13 protein-coding genes, 1 pseudogene and 1 other annotated feature are annotated in these 18,530 nt (G+C 36.8%); of the genes and pseudogenes, 4 read left to right on the forward strand and 10 right to left on the reverse strand.

Annotation, left to right across the window (positions count from 1 at the left end; genetic code table 11):
- Window positions 1-390, reverse strand: a pseudogene (locus B371_RS21685) (transposase); the annotation flags it as partial.
- A 738-nt stretch (window positions 391-1,128) separates the two neighbouring features.
- Between B371_RS21685 and B371_RS0110660 the strand changes: the two are divergent.
- A complete protein-coding gene (locus B371_RS0110660; RefSeq protein WP_019414304.1) occupies window positions 1,129-1,350 on the forward strand; it encodes a DeoR family transcriptional regulator in 222 nt (73 codons plus the stop codon).
- A gap of 40 nt (window positions 1,351-1,390) precedes the next feature.
- Here B371_RS0110660 and B371_RS0110665 read toward each other — a convergent pair whose 3' ends face one another.
- Window positions 1,391-2,104, reverse strand: a complete 714-nt coding sequence (locus B371_RS0110665) for a pseudouridine synthase (protein WP_019414305.1) — start codon at window positions 2,102-2,104, stop codon at window positions 1,391-1,393.
- Between the two features lie 12 nt (window positions 2,105-2,116).
- On the reverse strand, window positions 2,117-3,727 hold the full coding sequence (locus B371_RS0110670) for a polysaccharide biosynthesis protein (protein ID WP_019414306.1): 1,611 nt from the start codon (window positions 3,725-3,727) through the stop codon (window positions 2,117-2,119).
- 111 nt (window positions 3,728-3,838) lie between these two features.
- On the opposite strand from B371_RS0110670, the gene B371_RS21690 reads away from it, so the two are divergent.
- Complete coding sequence (locus B371_RS21690; RefSeq protein WP_019414307.1) at window positions 3,839-5,128, forward strand: NAD(P)/FAD-dependent oxidoreductase; 1,290 nt, start codon at window positions 3,839-3,841, stop codon at window positions 5,126-5,128.
- Window positions 5,129-5,714: 586 nt separating this feature from the next.
- Window positions 5,715-6,740, forward strand: coding sequence for a tetratricopeptide repeat protein (locus B371_RS0110680; protein ID WP_019414308.1), 1,026 nt, complete (start codon window positions 5,715-5,717; stop codon window positions 6,738-6,740).
- A gap of 996 nt (window positions 6,741-7,736) precedes the next feature.
- Here B371_RS0110680 and leuS read toward each other — a convergent pair.
- From leuS to B371_RS0110720, 7 genes are all read right to left on the reverse strand, one after another.
- Window positions 7,737-10,151 carry a leucine--tRNA ligase gene (gene leuS, locus B371_RS0110690; RefSeq protein ID WP_019414310.1) on the reverse strand — a complete coding sequence of 805 codons (2,415 nt, stop codon included), beginning with the start codon at window positions 10,149-10,151 and terminating at the stop codon, window positions 7,737-7,739.
- Between the two features lie 48 nt (window positions 10,152-10,199).
- Window positions 10,200-10,415 (reverse strand) — a binding site (T-box leader).
- A 44-nt stretch (window positions 10,416-10,459) separates the two neighbouring features.
- Window positions 10,460-11,227: a 3-hydroxybutyrate dehydrogenase gene (locus B371_RS0110695; RefSeq protein WP_019414311.1), complete on the reverse strand. Its 768-nt coding sequence runs from the start codon at window positions 11,225-11,227 to the stop codon at window positions 10,460-10,462.
- 124 nt (window positions 11,228-11,351) lie between these two features.
- Complete coding sequence (locus B371_RS0110700; RefSeq protein ID WP_026023029.1) at window positions 11,352-12,677, reverse strand: GntP family permease; 1,326 nt, start codon at window positions 12,675-12,677, stop codon at window positions 11,352-11,354.
- 55 nt (window positions 12,678-12,732) lie between these two features.
- Entirely contained in the window at window positions 12,733-13,395 is a 663-nt protein-coding gene (locus tag B371_RS0110705) for a 3-oxoacid CoA-transferase subunit B (protein WP_019414313.1), read from the reverse strand.
- Between the two features lie 20 nt (window positions 13,396-13,415).
- Entirely contained in the window at window positions 13,416-14,105 is a 690-nt protein-coding gene (locus B371_RS0110710) for a CoA transferase subunit A (RefSeq protein WP_019414314.1), read from the reverse strand.
- Between the two features lie 231 nt (window positions 14,106-14,336).
- Entirely contained in the window at window positions 14,337-15,668 is a 1,332-nt protein-coding gene (locus B371_RS0110715; protein WP_019414315.1) for a sigma-54-dependent Fis family transcriptional regulator, read from the reverse strand.
- A gap of 430 nt (window positions 15,669-16,098) precedes the next feature.
- Complete coding sequence (locus B371_RS0110720; protein ID WP_019414316.1) at window positions 16,099-17,274, reverse strand: MFS transporter; 1,176 nt, start codon at window positions 17,272-17,274, stop codon at window positions 16,099-16,101.
- 209 nt (window positions 17,275-17,483) lie between these two features.
- On the opposite strand from B371_RS0110720, the gene B371_RS0110725 reads away from it, so the two are divergent.
- Window positions 17,484-18,086, forward strand: coding sequence for a class I SAM-dependent methyltransferase (locus B371_RS0110725; protein WP_019414317.1), 603 nt, complete (start codon window positions 17,484-17,486; stop codon window positions 18,084-18,086).
- Window positions 18,087-18,530 lie beyond the last annotated feature (444 nt).

The following is an 18,530-nucleotide window of genomic DNA, read 5'->3' on the forward strand; positions in this document are numbered from 1 at the left end:
CAATAATGGTGTTACTTTTAATGATGTTCTTATCCAGTGCGATTTCAACGGTTTTCCCAATCAACATATCTAATAGACCGACATCTTTTAGACGCAGTCGACGAAATTTTGTCAGTGAACTTGGATCGATGACATCATCTTCTGGCGCCATATCTAAGAAGTATTTAAAGGACATATCGTATTTGGAACGCTCAACTAAGTCCACATCGGATACATCGTGAATAGCTTTTAATAATAGGTATTTGAACATACGGATAGGCGGAATCGCATTCCACCGTTATCTAAACAGTCTTTTGTTTTTAATTCTTCTAGAATAAAGGAAAAATCGACAAGTTCATTCATTTGACGAAGCATATTATCTTTTGGCACGACAAGTTCATAAATCGCCATGTAAGGACTTAGAAGAGGGTTTCTTGGTTTGAAATCACGAGGAACACCACCTGCATTTACTTTATTTTAGTATACCTCAACAAGATGATTTTTTAGATAGAAGGAATTTTTTTGATGTAGCAATATACTAGTTGATTGTAGTGAAAGGCGGCGACTCCAGCCGGAATAGCATGAGCTGAAGACCCTGGACTGAGCGTAGCGAGGGAAGTGGCTGAAGCCATGCCGGCGGAACGCGTCCGCCTGGAACGTAGATCAACGGGTTCCATATAAAAAGCGAGGAAGTGAACAATAGGTCATTCACTTCCTCGCTATGAAATCTTTTTAAGGACTTTTTCAGTGCTCTCCGCACTTTACCGGGTTTTTTTAAGATATACAAAAGTATAGTTTTTTTCGCGGTAGACTTTTGAACTTGGAGTAGCTATGTCTAGCTTCAAACGCCAGTGTCGAGCTAAAATGGGCTTTGTACTTTTCTTAATAAACGAACATTTATGTATAAAATCAATCTTTAGTTCGCAATTTAAGGTTGAAAGTTTGAAAGTTTTTACAAAATAATAAAAAAAGCTAGAAAAAAAGAGAGATTTATTTTATAATTGAATTGTCAGACTACGATAGTCCGACCAAACAATTAGAAAAGGGGATGTCTAAGGCACTCTATTCAAACAACCGAGTCTTTCGTGACTCAATGGTCGTCCGCTAGTCTTCGCCACGAGAACATAAGATGAAGGAGTGTTTCTATACATGAAACCAACTACTGATCGGATGCTCAATCGTATTAAAGACGTGTATATGTACATCCGAGATCACGGAATTGTCACGACACAGGATTTAGTAGATGAATTTGGCATCACTCCTCGCACCGTTCAAAGAGATTTGAACGTGTTAGCCTTTAATGACTTGGTCAGCAGTCCTAGTCGAGGCAGTTGGACAACGACGAACAAACGTGTGAAAATGACATCTTAGATTTTTCCATAGCAACAAAAAGAATGACCAAAGAGTTTGGTCATTCTTTTTGTTTTAAAGCTAGTAATTCAGTTGATGTGAGAGGTCTGTATTCTCCGAGTGCAAGATGTTCATCTAGAGTTAATGTGCCCATCTTCATTCTCTTTAAATAAGTCACTCGTTTTCCTACGGCTTGAAACATTCGTTTCACTTGATGGAATTTCCCTTCCATAATGGTTAATTCTATTTCAGATTCTTCTCCACTTGATAAGATTGTAAGTGTTCCAGGTTTAGTGAAATAACCATCTTCTAGAGTGACACCCTCTTTAAATTTCCGGATATCTTCCTCAGTAACACGACCTTCTATCTTCGCAAAATATAATTTTGGAACATGTTTTTTTGGCGATAACAATTGATGTGATAAGTGACCATCATTTGTCAAAATTAACAACCCTTCAGTATCTTTGTCTAATCGTCCCACTGGAAAAGGTTTAAAATGCTGGTCTAAAGGATCAAGTAAATCAATGACCGTTTCATCATGTTTATCTTCTGTTGCTGAAATGAATCCTGGGGGTTTATTCATCATTAAATAAATAAATTCTGTATAAATTACTTCTTCACCATACACAACGATTTGATCCGCATTAGTATCTACATGCATCGAGACATCTTTCGCGAAAACACCGTTTACTTCAACTGCTTTTGATTTTAACAAAAGCTTTACTTCTTTCCGTGAACCGAAGCCCATATTTGAAAGTAATTTATCTAACCTCATAAACGAACCACCTTAAAGCCCAAATTTTTTCGTGTATTTTGTTAAACGTTCACCAAACAATTTTTGTGCAATTCCTAATCTAATTCCAATCGCACCATAAACAATTCCTCCGACTGAACCCACAATCAAAATAATAAGCAAGGCTCCGAATTTGGATTCTGCTGGCATAATTTGAAGCAATAACATACGAACAATGACAACCACAACCAGCATCACTACATTGATCATTGAAATCAGTAAAATTCTCCGTACTAATAGCTTAGAACGATAATTTTGGGTGCTAACTAAAACAGCGAAATTCATAAAAATAGCGACACTATAACCGATGATAGTCGCTGCAATCGCACCATTTGTTTCCCATATATCAATTAATGGTGTATTCAATGCTAATTTAATCAATAATCCTACAAGTAAGTTTAGAATTATCCATTTCTGCTGATTAATACCTTGTAAAATCGCAGCGGTCACGGGGAATAAACTAAATAGAATAGAAACAGGTAAATAATGAACCAGAATATCGGAACCTATAATACTTGGTTTATAGAAAAAGTGGTACAACTCACTTGCTAATACGGTCATTCCTATTACGGCAGGAAGCGTTAAAAAACACAGTACTTGGAAGGTTTTATCCAAAGTATTAGATAACTGTTTATGTTCATTTAGTGTGAAATATTTAGTAACCAATGGAATTAAAGCCATTGAAAACCCAGTAGCTAGCATGACAGGAATCATCACCAATTTATGTGATTGGAAATTCAATATACCTAAATAAGTACTTGAATTAGCTGCTTGATCCGAGTCACTCATTGCTCGATTAAATGTTAGTAAATCAACAAATTGAAATAATGGATTGGCAATACCTAAAAAGACAACCGGTACAGCATAAACAAGAATTTCTTTATACATATCGGTTAATTTAATGTCGTGTGTGGCAGTTGATTCCTGTAATAAGTGATTGTATTCTGGTTTCTTTTTACGCCAGTAATAATAAAGCACAACAAGTCCGCCAAGTGCACCAATAAAAGCAGAAAATACAGCTACTTGAATAGCTAATTTAGGCGTACCATTTATTACGTTAAGTACCACGTAAGCTCCTGCTAATAAAAATAATATACGTACAATTTGTTCTATTAATTGAGAAACTGCAGTCGGCATCATAAAACTATAGCCTTGGAAAAAACCACGAAGTAAGCTCATAAATGGAACAACAATAAGTGCAAAGCTTACCCACTGAATAACTTCAGTAATATCTTTTACTGAAAATATTTCTTCATTTTTATTAATTGTTAAATTAGCCAACGGTTCAGCGAAGAAATATAAGAATAAAAACGATAAAAAGCCAGTAATGATCATGGTAAATAAGCCAGATTTCAACAATCTTCTACCAGTTTTGTAGTCTCCTAGAGAATTGTATTTGGAAACATATTTTGAAAAAGCTAATGGTGCACCCGAAATTGCAACAGCAAGCATTAAAGTATAAGGAATATAGGCATACTGATAAAGCCCTATATTTTCTTCACCGATCATTGCATAGAAGGGAATGACGTATATAACGCCTATTATTTTCGACAAAAACAAACCAATTGTTAATATGGCTGTTCCTTTAAATAGATTATTTGACATAGCTAACTTCCTGACTTGTAAAATTTGACCCTACAGGATATTTTACCCCTCGGACATGAAAACCACAAATAGTTTATAATTAAGAATAAAATAGAGAAAGTGTGTTTATTAATGTATGACGTTATTGTAATTGGCGGAGGTCCCTCCGGTTTGATGGCAGCCATTGCTGCAGGAGAAATCGGAAAGAAAGTACTTTTATTGGAAAAAGGCAAAAAGCTCGGAAAAAAGTTAGCCATTTCCGGTGGTGGTCGTTGCAATGTAACGAACCGTTTAACTCAAGAAGAAATTGTTAAACACATTCCGGGAAATGGACGATTTTTATATAGTCCGTTCTCAGTTTTTAATAATGAAGACATTATAACCTTTTTTGAAGGTCTTGGTGTTGAATTAAAAGAAGAAGATCATGGTCGTATGTTCCCTGTTTCGAATCGAGCACAAGACGTAGTAGATACAATGATTCGACAGTTGGACAAGTTAGGGGTGGAAGTTCTCTTTGAAAGACCTGTTGCTAGGCTCCTTATGGATGATGAACAAATTCAAGGAGTCCGCTTGAAAAATGGAGAAGAAATTTTATGTAAAGCGGTAGTCCTTGCTGTTGGTGGTAAAGCAGTCCCACAAACTGGCTCCACTGGTGACGGTTATCCTTGGGCAGAACGCGCAGGACATACAGTCACTACTTTATATCCTACTGAAGTTCCATTACTGTCTGATGAGCAATTCATTCGATCGAAGGAACTGCAGGGGTTGGCACTTCGTGATGTAGCTGTGTCTGTTTTAAATAAAAAAGGCAAAGTCCTTGTTACACATCAAATGGATATGTTATTTACCCATTTTGGTCTAAGTGGTCCAGCTATTTTACGTTGTAGTCAGTATGTTGTAAAAGAACGCATGAAGAACGGACAATCTCCAGTTGAAATGGTGATAGACTCTATGCCAGACGAAAATGTTGAATCTCTTTTTCAAATGCTGGTCAAGTTAATGAAAGACGACGCAAAAAAATCAATGAAGAATGTGTGGAAAAGCGTAGTGCCTGAACGTTGGTTATTGTTCTTACTTAATCAAGCAGGGATTGAACCCAATGAAATCGGTGCTAATCTACCAAATGAGAAAGTTAGGGTTTTGGCAGGGATTTTAAAAGCATTTACAATGACAGTAAATGGGACACAACCTATAGAAAAAGCATTTGTAACTGGTGGAGGAATCTCTATTAAAGAAATTGAACCAAAGACAATGGCCTCAAAGAAAAAAAATGGATTGTACTTATGTGGAGAAATTTTAGATATACATGGCTATACAGGTGGATACAATATTACAGCTGCACTCGTAACAGGTAAAATCGCAGGCATGAGTGCTGCACAATATGCAAAAACTATTCCTTATGAACCAGTTCATTACGAATGATTTAAAAGAATGGCGGAGTCACTTTTCTTAAGTGAATTCCTCCCTTTTATTTTGAATTTCTATTCCCCCGTTTTTTTCCATTCGTCTCAAAACGGAGGTCTGCGTTAGATTTCGGGACATTTTATGACAGTCAATTGGCAAGGTATTCCATCATCCAATAGAGTGCCAGTACGAAACAATCTTAAAAAATCAAGTCTGTTGATTAACCAAATATAGGAATATAAGAAGTCCTTCTTCGACAAATTCCCTTTATATTAACTCTAATGTCTGTTCTAAAAAGCGTCGGCTAAAGCTGCGAAATGAAATGGATTGGCTAACGAATTTTTTTACTTGATCGAAAAACCATTTTAGTAACACAAACACGCTTAGAAAGTGCCTTTTACTTCATTCAATTGTAGTAAATTATCTGATTTGTCTCTATCCCAGGGACGCGAATTATTAATTTCACGTTTGATTCTGACACAGGGGGCACGTAGCAAGGTTAGAACTGCACATTACAATATGGTATTATTCGTTTATACTTCTTATTGGAGCTATAAACGAATAAATATTTGTAGGTGTTCATTTAAAGAAAAAAAAGGGAGTTGTGTTTGAAATAGTTAATTTAACTGTTAGTCCGTTAATTATTAGTAATTTAATTGGGAGAAGCCTTGAAGAGATTCCAAATAATCCCAATATATCTGACTTACCTGGCGAGTATGTAAAATTGGTTGCGAAAAATATTAATAAAGTACATTCTGCTTTTCCGATTAATATCCAGCCGCTAGTCTGTAAAAATTGTGGCAAGAAAGACAAATTTGATTTAGGTCTCGTGACGATCAATGTAGAGAAATACAAAATAGATCAGTCGGAAGAAATTGATAAACATATCCAATCTACAGGATATTTCCGTTGTAAGAATTGTAACTCAGCCGGAAAATGGGAGATTTCAAATGAATATAGAATAATGGCAATCTCAGCTTTACTAAGTTTCGACTCTCCATTCCAGGATAGATATACTTTTGGAAAAAACGTACTTTTTGACGGCAGCAGCCATCACTACGCTACGGATGCAGAAGAACATTTACTAAAAAAAATTATGAAATCCAAAGAGGATGCCTACCTGTGGAATCGTCTAGGTAATCTTTATTATAAAGGAAACAGGGCTGATTTAGCAGTTTATGCTTACGAACAATCCATCTCTATCGACCCAATGCAAACCGAATCACGGTATTCCCTTGGAATGATATTAACGCCTATTGACCCAAAGGAAGCGGCTAAACAATATCATTCAATGCTCATTAGTGCTTCCAAATATACTAAATTGAGCGTTTTAGCTTTACGAGATTTGCTTTCCAATGGCCTGCGAGACCTAGTCTATCTCAATTCAATTACAAACGGTGAAATATCATTAATCCCTCCAATGTCCCTTTATCAAGAGCTGCAAATTGATATTGCTACTTCCGAAAACAACTCACTAAACATAATTGAAGGGGACCTTGATTCGGACAATTTGGCATCGTTCTATCCAATTGCAGAAACTTTCATGGGCAAACGAGGAAAGAAACTCCCTAAAGCATTTATGAAAAAGAAAAAGACGAAAAAGAAGGAAAAGAAGCGAAAGAAGAAGTAAACAAGGTACCTGTGTACGTTATAGTCATGTTAAATAAAACAATCATGTTAGTTCAAATAAACAAGATTGTTTTTTTCTTTTGGACAAAACTATATTCTCTGATTTTCTAAAATATCAGCAGATATAGCAAGTCCTCTATAAGGCAGGATTCTGTGTCCGAAAAATCATGAAAGTATAAGTTAATGATTTTTCATATTGACGTGATTTTTGACATAGGGGCATATAAATCCATGGTTATAATTTCTCTAGTTTATAAAGACATAAAGCAGTCTAAATTCCATTCATTTGCTTTCTAAAAGAATTCTTTAGAATATAAAACTATTTAAAAGAAGTCTTAAATCTCCTCCTAACATGGCAGGGGTTGCCGAAATTGTATCTTCGGCAGCTATTTTCTGAGATGAAAGTGACATTTCTTTCATTTACCCAAAACGCAATTCGTCTTCTTATTCAAATTCTACGACTGTGTCAAGATGAAGGGACATGACGGATATCGAATTGAGCAAAATGTTCCATTATAAGAGTCAGTAAAAAGAGAGTACCTGTGCGCACCGAAGCGCAGATACTCTCTTTTGTTTGTCCTACTAACTGGAATACTTCTCTCAATTGTGTGTCCAAAATGTCTCGAAATATAACACAGACGTCCATTTTCATGAGTTTACAAAACAGATTTTGACTAGCGCATGTTGTATACCTCTATGTCCGAAAAAATCATGAAAATAAAAACAATCACAATAGTTCAAATCAACATGAAAGTTTTTGACACAGGAATCAAATTAGCATTATAACTTAAATAAACCCCTGTCACTTATTAAGTGACAGGGGTTGCGGACTATCCGCCATAAACCAAAGCAATTGCGAATGCGATCATTGAAGAAACAAATACACTGATAGCTATCCGCTTATTTGACCTTGTTATTTCAGGATTCCGTAAAATAGTGAAAAGTTTCCAAGAAAACGCGATTACGATAATTACTAGCACTAAATGTATTGGTTCCATTAGCCGACCACAATATTGACTAATCTACCTGGGATGGCAATTAGTTTTTTTATGTTTTGTCCATCAAGCATTTCAATTACTTTTGCATCTTCTAATACTACTTTTTCCAACTCTTCTTTCGATAAATCTTTACTCACAACAATCTTCGTGCGAACTTTACCATTAAATTGAACGACTAATTCTATTTCGTTTTCCACTAACTTGGATTCATCAAATGTTGGCCATGACACATACGAAATCGTCTCACTACCTCCAAGTTTTTCCCATAACTCCTCCGCCAAATGTGGAGTAAGTGGAGCTAGGAGTTGAACAAATCCTTTTGCGTATTCAACTGGAATTTGTGGCGTTTTATATGCTTCATTAATAAATACCATCATTTGAGAAATCGCAGTGTTGAAACGAATGCCTTCATAATCTTCTGTCACTTTTTTTACAGTTTGATGGTAGACTTTATCAAGTTCTCCATCATTAGAATCAACAAATTTGCTACTTACAGAACCATCTTCATTAATAAATAAACGCCAAATGCGATCTAAGAAACGACGAGCTCCGTCTAAGCCATTTTCAGACCAAGCAATGGATGCGTCAAGAGGTCCCATAAACATTTCATATAAACGTAGCGTATCTGCACCATGACTTTCAACGATGTCGTCAGGATTTACTACATTCCCTTTAGATTTAGACATTTTTTCGTTATTTTCTCCTAAAATCATGCCTTGGTTAAATAACTTTTGGAAAGGCTCTTTTGTTTGAAGAACCCCTATGTCATATAACACTTTGTGCCAGAATCGAGCATATAACAAGTGAAGAACTGCATGCTCGGCCCCTCCAATATATATATCAACTGGCAACCAACGTTTTATTAATTCAGGATCCGCAAGCGCTTGATCGTTCTTTGGATCTAAGAAACGTAGATAATACCAACAGCTACCTGCCCAGTTTGGCATCGTATTCGTCTCCCTGCGACCTTTCATGCCTGTTTTCGGATCAATAACATTAACCCATTCCTCAATTTTAGCTAATGGTGATTCACCAGTACCGCTTGGTTTTATATCTGTTGCTTTCGGTAAAATCAATGGTAGTTCAGCTTCATCAATTGCTTGAGTTGTGCCATCTTCCCAGTGGATAATTGGAATGGGTTCGCCCCAATAACGTTGGCGGCTAAATAACCAGTCACGAAGACGATACGTAATCTTCTTTTCACCAGTGCCATTTTCTTCAAACCAAGCAATTGCTTTTTCAATTGCTTCTGTTTTCTCTAGACCATTTAAGAAATCCGAGTTCACATGTTTACCTTCACCAGCGTATGCTTCTTTTGCTATATCGCCACCTGCTACTACTTCAATGATTGGTAGTTCGAATTGCTTGGCAAATTCGTAATCACGATCATCATGTGCTGGTACTGCCATAATTGCTCCAGTACCATATGTAGCTAGAACATAGTCAGCAATCCAAATAGGCATTTTCTCACCATTAACTGGATTCAAAGCATAAGCACCCGTAAACACACCAGTTTTAAATTTGGCTAAATCAGTACGTTCCAAGTCACTTTTCATTTTTACAGAATTGATATAACTTGCTACATCTTTGCCTTGTTCTTCCGTAGTAATGTCTTTTACTAAGGCATGTTCTGGGGCAAGAACAGCATACGTAGCACCAAAGATTGTATCAGGACGCGTTGTAAATGCACTGAATGATTTATCAGTTCCAGCCACTTTAAATGTAAGCTGTGCACCTTCTGAGCGCCCTACCCAGTTACGTTGCATGTCTTTAATACTTTCTGGCCAATCCAATTCATCTAAATCTTCTATTAAGCGATCTGCATAAGCTGTAATTTTAAGCATCCATTGTTTCATTGGACGTTTTTCAACGGGATGTCCACCACGTTCTGACTTGCCATCAATGACCTCTTCGTTTGCAAGAACTGTTCCAAGAGCAGGGCACCAGTTTACAGCAATTTCATCAATATAAGCTAGTCCCTTTTTATGAAGTTGTATGAAAATCCATTGCGTCCATTTGTAATAAGATGGATCTGTGGTATTGATTTCTCGATCCCAATCATACGAAAATCCAAGCTCCTGAATTTGACGTTTAAAGGTTGCAATGTTTTTCGCAGTAAATTCAGCAGGATCATTTCCTGTATCTAATGCATACTGCTCTGCAGGCAATCCAAATGCATCCCAACCCATTGGATGTAACACATTATATCCTTGACTACGTTTAAAGCGACTTATAATATCTGTGGCTGTATAGCCTTCTGGATGACCTACGTGCAACCCTGCTCCAGACGGAAATGGAAACATATCAAGCGCATAAAACTTTGGTTTTGTAATATCTTCACCAGTTTTAAACGTGCTATTTTTTTCCCAGTGAGCTTGCCATTTTTTTTCGATTAACTGATGATTAAAATTCATGTTTTTTTCCTCCTTATGAAAAAAAACTCTCGTCCCATAGTCAAAAGACTAAGGGACGAGAGTTTATATACTCCCGCGGTACCACCCAAATTAGCAATAAATTTGCTCAACTTGTTTCCTTATCGCGGAAAACGGCATTGGTTACTTTTACTTTCACCACTGCAGACTCCAAGGCGAGTTCGATAAATGTGTTACCGACTTCCACCACCCGTCAGTTCTCTATAAAACACAAATTTATGTACTATTCCTTTTCACAGCCTCACACTATTATTTTTTATTGTAATCGAAGTTTTAAAAAAGTACAAGCGTTATTGAACGGTATATCCACCATCTAGAACTACTGCCTGCCCCGTCATCCCTTTCGCTGCATCACTTGATAAGAACATAGCCAAATCAGCTACCTCTTTTACTTCAAGTAAACGTCTTTGAGGGACTAATGGGTAAATAACATCTTCAAGAACGGATTCCAATGGTACTTTGCGAGTTATCGCAAGATCTTGCAATTGATTTCTTACAAGTGGTGTATCTACATAACCTGGGCAAATGGCATTAACAGTAATACCATCAGTAGCAGTTTCAAGTGCGGATACCTTTGTCAAACCAATAACACCGTGCTTCGCAGAATTATATGCTGCTTTCCCAGCAAAACCTACTAAGCCATTAATTGAAGCCATGTTGATAATACGACCGAACCCTTGCTTCCTCATTTGTGGTAAAACATTTTTCGTGGCGATAAAAGGAGCAGTTAGCATAATTTTTATTAGTAATTCAAAACGTTCAGTTGGGAAATCTTCTAACATCGCAACATGTTGCATTCCTGCGTTATTAATTAAAATGTCTAGTCGTCCAAAATGTGCGATTGTTTCTTCAATTGATTGAACAATATCACTTTCAATCGTTACGTCACATTTCAACCCAATTGTATTTGATCCAAGTAATTCTGCTGCTTCTTTAACTTTTTCTTCATTCAAATCAGTCAACACAACTTTAGCACCTGCTTGAGCAAACTCTCGAGCAATTTCAAGTCCAATGCCTTGTGCTGCACCTGTAATGAATAACACTTTATCTTTTACCATTTTATGTCCCTCCATAGAAAAACATTGATTTCACCCACATGGTGCACCTTATGTTTTTTATTTATTCAAATTCATACCTTTTAATTAGTGAAAAAAATCAGCCGCACTTAGCGGCTGAATTCTATTAATTAATTCCAAAGCCAAACGAGAATAATATAATCGCAATAATTACGCCGATGACTGGCGTCACAACTGTTGTTGCTGCTACTGCCCAATATGCTTGACTATATTTTTCACCAGCAATGGAGTGAATGGTCGTAACAACATAACCATTGTGCGGAAGTGAATCAAGTGCACCAGATGAAATCGCTACAACACGGTGTAACGCTTCTGGGTTAACGCCTGCATCAAGATAGCCAGGTGCTAATAATGGTAAGGCAATGGCTTGCCCACCAGAAGCAGATCCGGTCATTCCGGCAATAACTGAAACCGCTACGGCCGCACCGATTAGAGGAGAACCAGGAATGTTCGTCATTGCTTCAACTGCTACACCGAATGCTGGAACTGATTTTGCAACTCCACCAAAACCAACTACGGCAGCAGTGTTACCGATGGCGATGATTGCCCCAACAGTACCCGCTGATATTGCCTCCCAAGGCGCTTTAAAGTATTTCCAGCTGACGATAAATGTTGCAATTATACCACCTAGTAATGCTACGATTAGTGCGGATTGTTTTAATGTGTCATGGAAGTAAAATGAAATAATTAGGACAACTACTAAAGGAATCATAGCTAAGAAAGGATTCGGCAATGGACGTTCTACATCGAATGTAGGGTCTGTTTCACGATCCACAAAACGTTCACCTTTATTAACTGCTTTTGAAATAATTTTCTTCAACCACCAATAGCCAAAGACAGCCATAAATACAGCAACTATTATACTAACTTCCCAGCCCGCAGTGTGCGTAGTCCCTAAAAATTCAATTGGAATCCAGTTTTGAATTTCAGGTGATCCTGCAGAAGTCATTGTGAATGTTACGGAACCAAGCGCTAAAGTCGCTGGAATAAAGCGACGTGGTAAATCTGCTTGTTTGAATAAAGAGATAGCCATAGGGTAAACGGAGAATGCGACGACAAACAAACTCACGCCACCGTATGTTAAGACAGCACATGCAAGGACGATTGCGAGCACCGCAAACTTCATTCCCAATTTGCCAACAAACCATTTTGCTACTGCATCAGCAGCCCCACTGTCTTCCATTACTTTTCCAAAAACAGCACCCAGTAAGAACATTAAGTACCAGGCTAAAATGAAAGAAGTAAAGCCTGTCATGTAACTTGTTACAAAGTTTGGTGCTCCTGCTTCAACTAATTGAGGAAATAGTGGCAACCCACTCATGACTGCAACAAATAAAGCAGATATTGGACCACCAATTAAAATATTAACGCCTTTCAAAGTTAAGGTAATTAGTAAAGCTAGACCTCCTACAAGGCCAATCATACCTAACACAATACTAGTATCCATGAACAAATTTCCCCCGAAATTGTATTAGACGTTTTAGTTTTTAAAACTGGACATTTTCTTTTACATCCTCAATGTTTAAAGAAGCTCCTGTAGAATCAATGACGTCTTGAACAGTGAATCCTTCGAATACTTCTTTTAAAACCAGTCCAGTTGACGTTACTTCTATTAACGCTCGTTCTGTAATTATTTTATTGACAACGTTTTTCCCAGTTAAAGGCAAATCACATTGTTTTTTTATTTTCGCTGAACCATCTTTCGCAACGTGATCCATAATAACTATAATTTTCTTGGCACCATGGACTAAATCCATTGCACCACCCATACCTTTAATCATTTTTCCTGGAATCATCCAGTTCGCAAGATCACCCGTCTCTGAAACTTCCATGCCACCTAAAATGGCAACATCCACGTGGCCTCCGCGAATCATCGCAAAAGATTCAGCACTAGTGAAAAATGCAGATCCAGGAATGGTAGTTACCGTTTCTTTACCTGCGTTAATTAAGTCTGGATCAACTTCGTTTTCAGTGGGATATGGTCCTATACCTAACAGTCCATTTTCCGATTGAAGAACTACTGTTTTATTAGGTGAAATATAGTTAGCAATTAATGTAGGCATCCCTATTCCTAAGTTTACGTAGTCTCCGTCTTCAATTTCTTGTTCAGCTCGAATGGCAATTCGTTCTCTAGCATTTATTTTTCCCATGTTGTTTGTCTCCTCCTGTCTTATGAACGAGTCGTTAAACGTTCAATTCGTTTTTCTTGTGCTGCTTGTAGTAGTCCTTGCACATAAATGCTTGGTGTATGAATCGAGTGTGGATCCAAGTCGCCCGTTTCCACAATTTCTTCTACTTCTGCAATTGTGAATTTCCCTGCAGCCGCCATCAACGGATTAAAGTTTTGCGCTGTTTTGTTATAGACAAGATTTCCAAACTTATCAGCTTTCGCTGCGCGGATAAGTGCAAAGTCAGCACGTAATGCTTCCTCAAGAACATATTCTTTACCATCAAATACACGAATTTCTTTTCCATCTGCAACACTTGTTCCAACGCCAGCAGGAGTAAAGAATGCTGGAATCCCGGCGCCACCTGCACGAACTTTTTCAGCTAAAGTACCTTGCGGTGTCAACTCAACTTCGATTTCACCAGATAATACTTGACGTTCAAACTCTTTATTTTCACCAACATATGAACCAATCATTTTCTTAATTTGTCTATTTTTTAATAACAGTCCTAGACCCCAATCGTCAATTCCACAGTTATTAGAAATAATAGTTAAATCTTTTACTCCTTTATCGACTAATGCAAGAATTAATTTTTCTGGAATACCTACTAATCCAAAACCACCAACCATTAAAGTCATGCCATCTTGAATTTGTTGTACAGCCTCTTCTGCAGAAGAATAAATTGGCTTCATTAACGTTTCCTCCTTATAAGAACTTCGTTTAATATAAAAGCGCTTTCAATAGCTATTAAATCAGAAATGGAATTGTCACGCAATAGCAATTGTGACAACATATTGTCACAACACACCGATTAGTATTCCGAAATACTGGACTATTTGTTTTCTGTACCGGTATTTTCCCTATTTCTTAACAAATACATAATCCGAATTTACGGAAACTAGTCCGATTTCCTGGAAATTAGGTCATAAGTTGTGTTTTTTTATTTTTTCATAAAGAGTGGAACGACTCAGACCTAATTGTTTCGCTACTACACTTTTATCTTTTTCATCTTCTAATAATTCTTGAATCATTGAACACTCAAGATTATCGATAGCTTCTTGCAATTTCACAAATTTTTTATGCTCTCTTTTACGTGCTTGTTTTAATTGATCTGGCAAAGCAGATGGTTCAATTGTTTCATTTTCTGCTAAATATACAGCTGCTTGAATCACATTTTGCAGTTCGCGAACGTTTCCTGGCCAATGATAGTTTTGTAGATACTCTCTTGTTTTGCTTGCAAGTATGAGTCTACGTTTACCTACTTTTAATAGATATTGTTGTAAAAATGTATTTGACAGTTCTGTAAAGTCTTCCATACGCTCTCGCAACGGGGGAATGCGAAGCGTAATGGCTTGTATTCGATAGTAAAGATCTTCTCGAAATCTGCCTTGTTCAATTAACTGCTTTAGCGGTCGATTGGTTGATGCAAGTAAACGAACATTTACTTGTATGTTCATATGTGAGCCAATTGGTTCAATCTCTCCTTCTTGAATTGCACGAAGAAGTTTTGCTTGAATCGTGAGTGGCATAGCACCTATTTCATCAATAAACAACGTCCCTTTATCCGCTAATTCAAACCGACCTTTTCTATGATCTTTCTTGGAATCATCATAAGAGCCAAATAGCTCTGCTTCTAACAATTCTGCTGGTATAGCTGCACAATTGATTTTCACAAATGGCAAATCTCTTCGTTCTGATTGTTCATGGATACTATGTGCAAATAGTTCTTTTCCGGTTCCGCTTTCTCCTTCTATCAAGACGGATAAATCGCTTGGGGCAATCATTTGAATCGTCTCTTTTATCGAACGAATTGCTAGGGAAGATCCTTTAATATCTGCGAATCCATACGATTTACGAGTGGTCATTTGGATTTTGTCCATAGTTGTCCTTACATGAGAACTTAAATTTTTCCAATCAGTCATATCACGAAAAACAACACTTCCGAATGCACCAACAATTTCTCCATCGACAATTAAAGGTACGCGATTCGCAAGCATATATGTTCCTTTAATATAATGTGGAGAAGCGACGTCGGTAATTCCTGATTTAATGACTTCCGCCATCTTAGTGTTTTCAATAACTTTTTCTACTAGTTGACCTATTGCTTCATCCCGTGATACTTCTAAAAATCGACAGTAATCTTCATTGATATAAAGAATACGAGACTCTTTATCAACCACGACAAACCACTGAAAAGCATTTTCAAGTATTTGTGCAAGGACCGACTCTGGTAAATGTTGAAAGACAGATTTCATTTTCCTCACCCCAATTTTACATTTCGTTCTTTTCTATCTTCCCAAACTATTCGTAATTATGCAAAATAAAAGAAGAGTACTTTGCACTTAACGGGTTCGGTTTAGGGAGAGGAAAAAACCAAACAGTAACCCAAATGTATGCCGAATTAACAGCGTTATCACCACAGATAAAACGATTTAATTTGCAAGCAAAAAGCGCTTGAATCGAATAAATTCAAGCGTTTTTAACATCTATTTTCTTTTATTATTAAAATAATTTACGCTTTAGATTAAACAGTTTTCAATGTAGATTTGCTTATCTGTTAATCATAATCGTTGAGCAGGTGTGGCAATTACTTTATTTACCCTATTAGTTGTATCGCAAATTTAACAAAAGTTGAAGATGTTCTGAGAATGGTGTGGGACCTTGGTCATTAAGCCAAAGGTATCGTTAGATGATGCTTTTGGCTTTTCTAAGTGGTAGGTCATAAAGCAAACTTGGAATAATGGCTAAAGCCATGAAACAAGTTAAAATTAAAAACATCGCTGTCATCCCATATGTATCTACTAATACTCCTCCCACAAATGGACCAAACATGCGTCCTATTGTCGCAGTACTATTTACAATCCCTTGATAGAACCCCGCTCTTCCTTTTGGTGCTAATTGACTAGCTAAAGTAGGAACAGCTGGCCAAACAAACACCTCACCGATTGTTAAAATTACCATCGCAGCAACAAACATTGAAAATGCTTGCGCGTAGCTAACGACTACGAAGGATATCATCATGATCACAATACCTAAAACAAGTTGAGCTTTAATACGATGTTCCAGTCTTTTGACGATTGGTTGGATAAGGGGTTGGGCTGCTAAGATTAGGAAACCGTTAATTGTCCATAACAAACTATATTGCTTTAATGTAATTCCTAATTCTTGTGTATAGGTGGCAATTGTCGTCTGCCACTGAACATACACTAGCCAACAAATTAAATAACCACTTGTTACGATTAGTAGAGCATAAAAAGGTGCTTTATGCCGGATTTTTCTTCCTTCATTAATAACTGAAGTTTGCATATCTGGGGCAATATTAAACTTACGATAACCCAAAAGTGCAATGAAGAAGAACACAACATACATACCTAAGTTAGCTAAAAAAATATAATCAAAACTATAGTCAGCTATAATTCCCGCAATTGCAGGTCCAATAGCAACACCCAAATTTTGAGCGAGGTAAATTACATTAAACGCTTTTCGTCCTCCTTCAGGCCATGCAGTACCGACCATTGCATACATACTTGGAAAGACTATTCCTCCGCTAAACCCCATTACTGTTAAAAACCATACATAATGTGGCCAACCATGCCAAATTGTTAGGCCCGCTAAAGCAATTATTGTTATAATAATTCCAAGCATTATTGATTTATAACCACCAATACGATCGAATAAATAACCACCAAGCAAATTTCCAATGATAGCAGCTCCAGCATTTGCCATCAATACCAAGCCTGCAATAGATAAGCTTTTCCCTAAATGGCCATGTAGGTAAATTGTATTTAAAGGCCATAAAAATGAGCTACCAGTGACATTAACAAGCATTCCAATTATTAGTAGCCATACTATTTTTGGCATGACAAATCCTCCATAATTTCAAACTCTCAAAATAGTGTATACTTTTTAATACATTCCGACAATATCTCTTTATTAATAGATAGTATTTTACATAATCGAAAATTTCGTCCTTTTATGTTTATTTATGTGCACTATCTATTTTAACGACCAATTTCCCAGGAAATACAGTTAACTTATTTAATAACATTACAGTTAAGGTGGCAAATTATATGATAATTGATCCCATACTCCCGTTTGTAAAGACATTATTGAAAAAAACAATTTCAACAGGTGATACCGTTGTAGATGCAACAGCCGGAAATGGCCACGATACTTTATTTCTTGCACAATTAGTCGGTTCGTCAGGACATGTGTATGCTTTTGATATTCAAAAAACGGCAGTTGATGCTACTCTATTGCGATTAGGTGACTTACGAAATCATACAACAGTTATTCAAACAGGTCATGAATCAATATCGAAATTTGTAACGAAAGAAATATCAGTTGCTGTATTTAACCTCGGTTATTTGCCAGGTTCAGACCACTCGATCATAACCCGTCCTGCAACAACGATTGAAGCAATCGAAGGTAGTCTTCACTTACTAAAAGTTGGCGGACTCATTGTCCTAGTCGTATATCACGGTCATGAAGGAGGTAATTTAGAACGAGATGCTTTGCTAGATTATGTCAAAACACTCTCTCAATCTACTTTTCAGGTGTTAAAATACGAGTTTATTAATCAAAAAAATAATCCACCGTTTGTTTTGGCGATTGAAAAAATTAAACAGAATTATAATGATAAGCAAAATCTTTTGCATCATAGTTTTGGTTAGTCTCGAAAGAAGCTTCATCCCTATGGACTAGGTTAAATGATTTACTAACGATTTCATATGTAAAAGGCGATTCATTTCTGTGGAGAAAATTTACTCATGTTTTCATCAATTTAAGTAGCCTATGAGACGTGTTTGATTGAAAACAACCCATTTTGATTGATATGACAGCCTAATTGAACGATAAACCACTCATTTTGATTGATAAACATGCCAAATTGATCGATTCACTTTTCCCAAACCAAAAAAACTCAAAAAAGTGCCCCATTAAAACAAAATCACTAGCTACGCTACTGAGACACTCGATGTCTTCTTTTCCAACAGAAGCGTAGCGCAAACAAAGCAAATAACCCCGCTTCGAACATAATTCGGATCCCATCTGTTAACTAGCCTATGAGACGTGATAGAACGATAAATTTTTGTTATAGAGCGTGTTCAAAAAGCCAT

Origin of the sequence: Paenisporosarcina sp. TG20 (assembly GCF_000286315.1) — a bacterium.
GTDB lineage: Bacteria > Bacillota > Bacilli > Bacillales_A > Planococcaceae > Paenisporosarcina.

Excerpts from the sequence above, each read along its gene's own strand:
- B371_RS0110705 (WP_019414313.1), bottom strand. The coding sequence starts at position 13,395 with ATGGGAAAAATAAATGCTAGAGAACGAATTGCCATTCGAGCTGAACAA.
- B371_RS0110725 (WP_019414317.1), top strand. The coding sequence starts at position 17,484 with ATGATAATTGATCCCATACTCCCGTTTGTAAAGACATTATTGAAAAAA.
- B371_RS0110720 (WP_019414316.1), bottom strand. The coding sequence starts at position 17,274 with ATGCCAAAAATAGTATGGCTACTAATAATTGGAATGCTTGTTAATGTC.
- B371_RS0110665 (WP_019414305.1), bottom strand. The coding sequence starts at position 2,104 with ATGAGGTTAGATAAATTACTTTCAAATATGGGCTTCGGTTCACGGAAA.
- leuS (WP_019414310.1), bottom strand. The coding sequence starts at position 10,151 with ATGAATTTTAATCATCAGTTAATCGAAAAAAAATGGCAAGCTCACTGG.
- B371_RS0110660 (WP_019414304.1), top strand. The coding sequence starts at position 1,129 with ATGAAACCAACTACTGATCGGATGCTCAATCGTATTAAAGACGTGTAT.
- B371_RS0110710 (WP_019414314.1), bottom strand. The coding sequence starts at position 14,105 with ATGAAGCCAATTTATTCTTCTGCAGAAGAGGCTGTACAACAAATTCAA.
- B371_RS21690 (WP_019414307.1), top strand. The coding sequence starts at position 3,839 with ATGTATGACGTTATTGTAATTGGCGGAGGTCCCTCCGGTTTGATGGCA.
- B371_RS0110670 (WP_019414306.1), bottom strand. The coding sequence starts at position 3,727 with ATGTCAAATAATCTATTTAAAGGAACAGCCATATTAACAATTGGTTTG.
- B371_RS0110715 (WP_019414315.1), bottom strand. The coding sequence starts at position 15,668 with ATGAAATCTGTCTTTCAACATTTACCAGAGTCGGTCCTTGCACAAATA.
- B371_RS0110695 (WP_019414311.1), bottom strand. The coding sequence starts at position 11,227 with ATGGTAAAAGATAAAGTGTTATTCATTACAGGTGCAGCACAAGGCATT.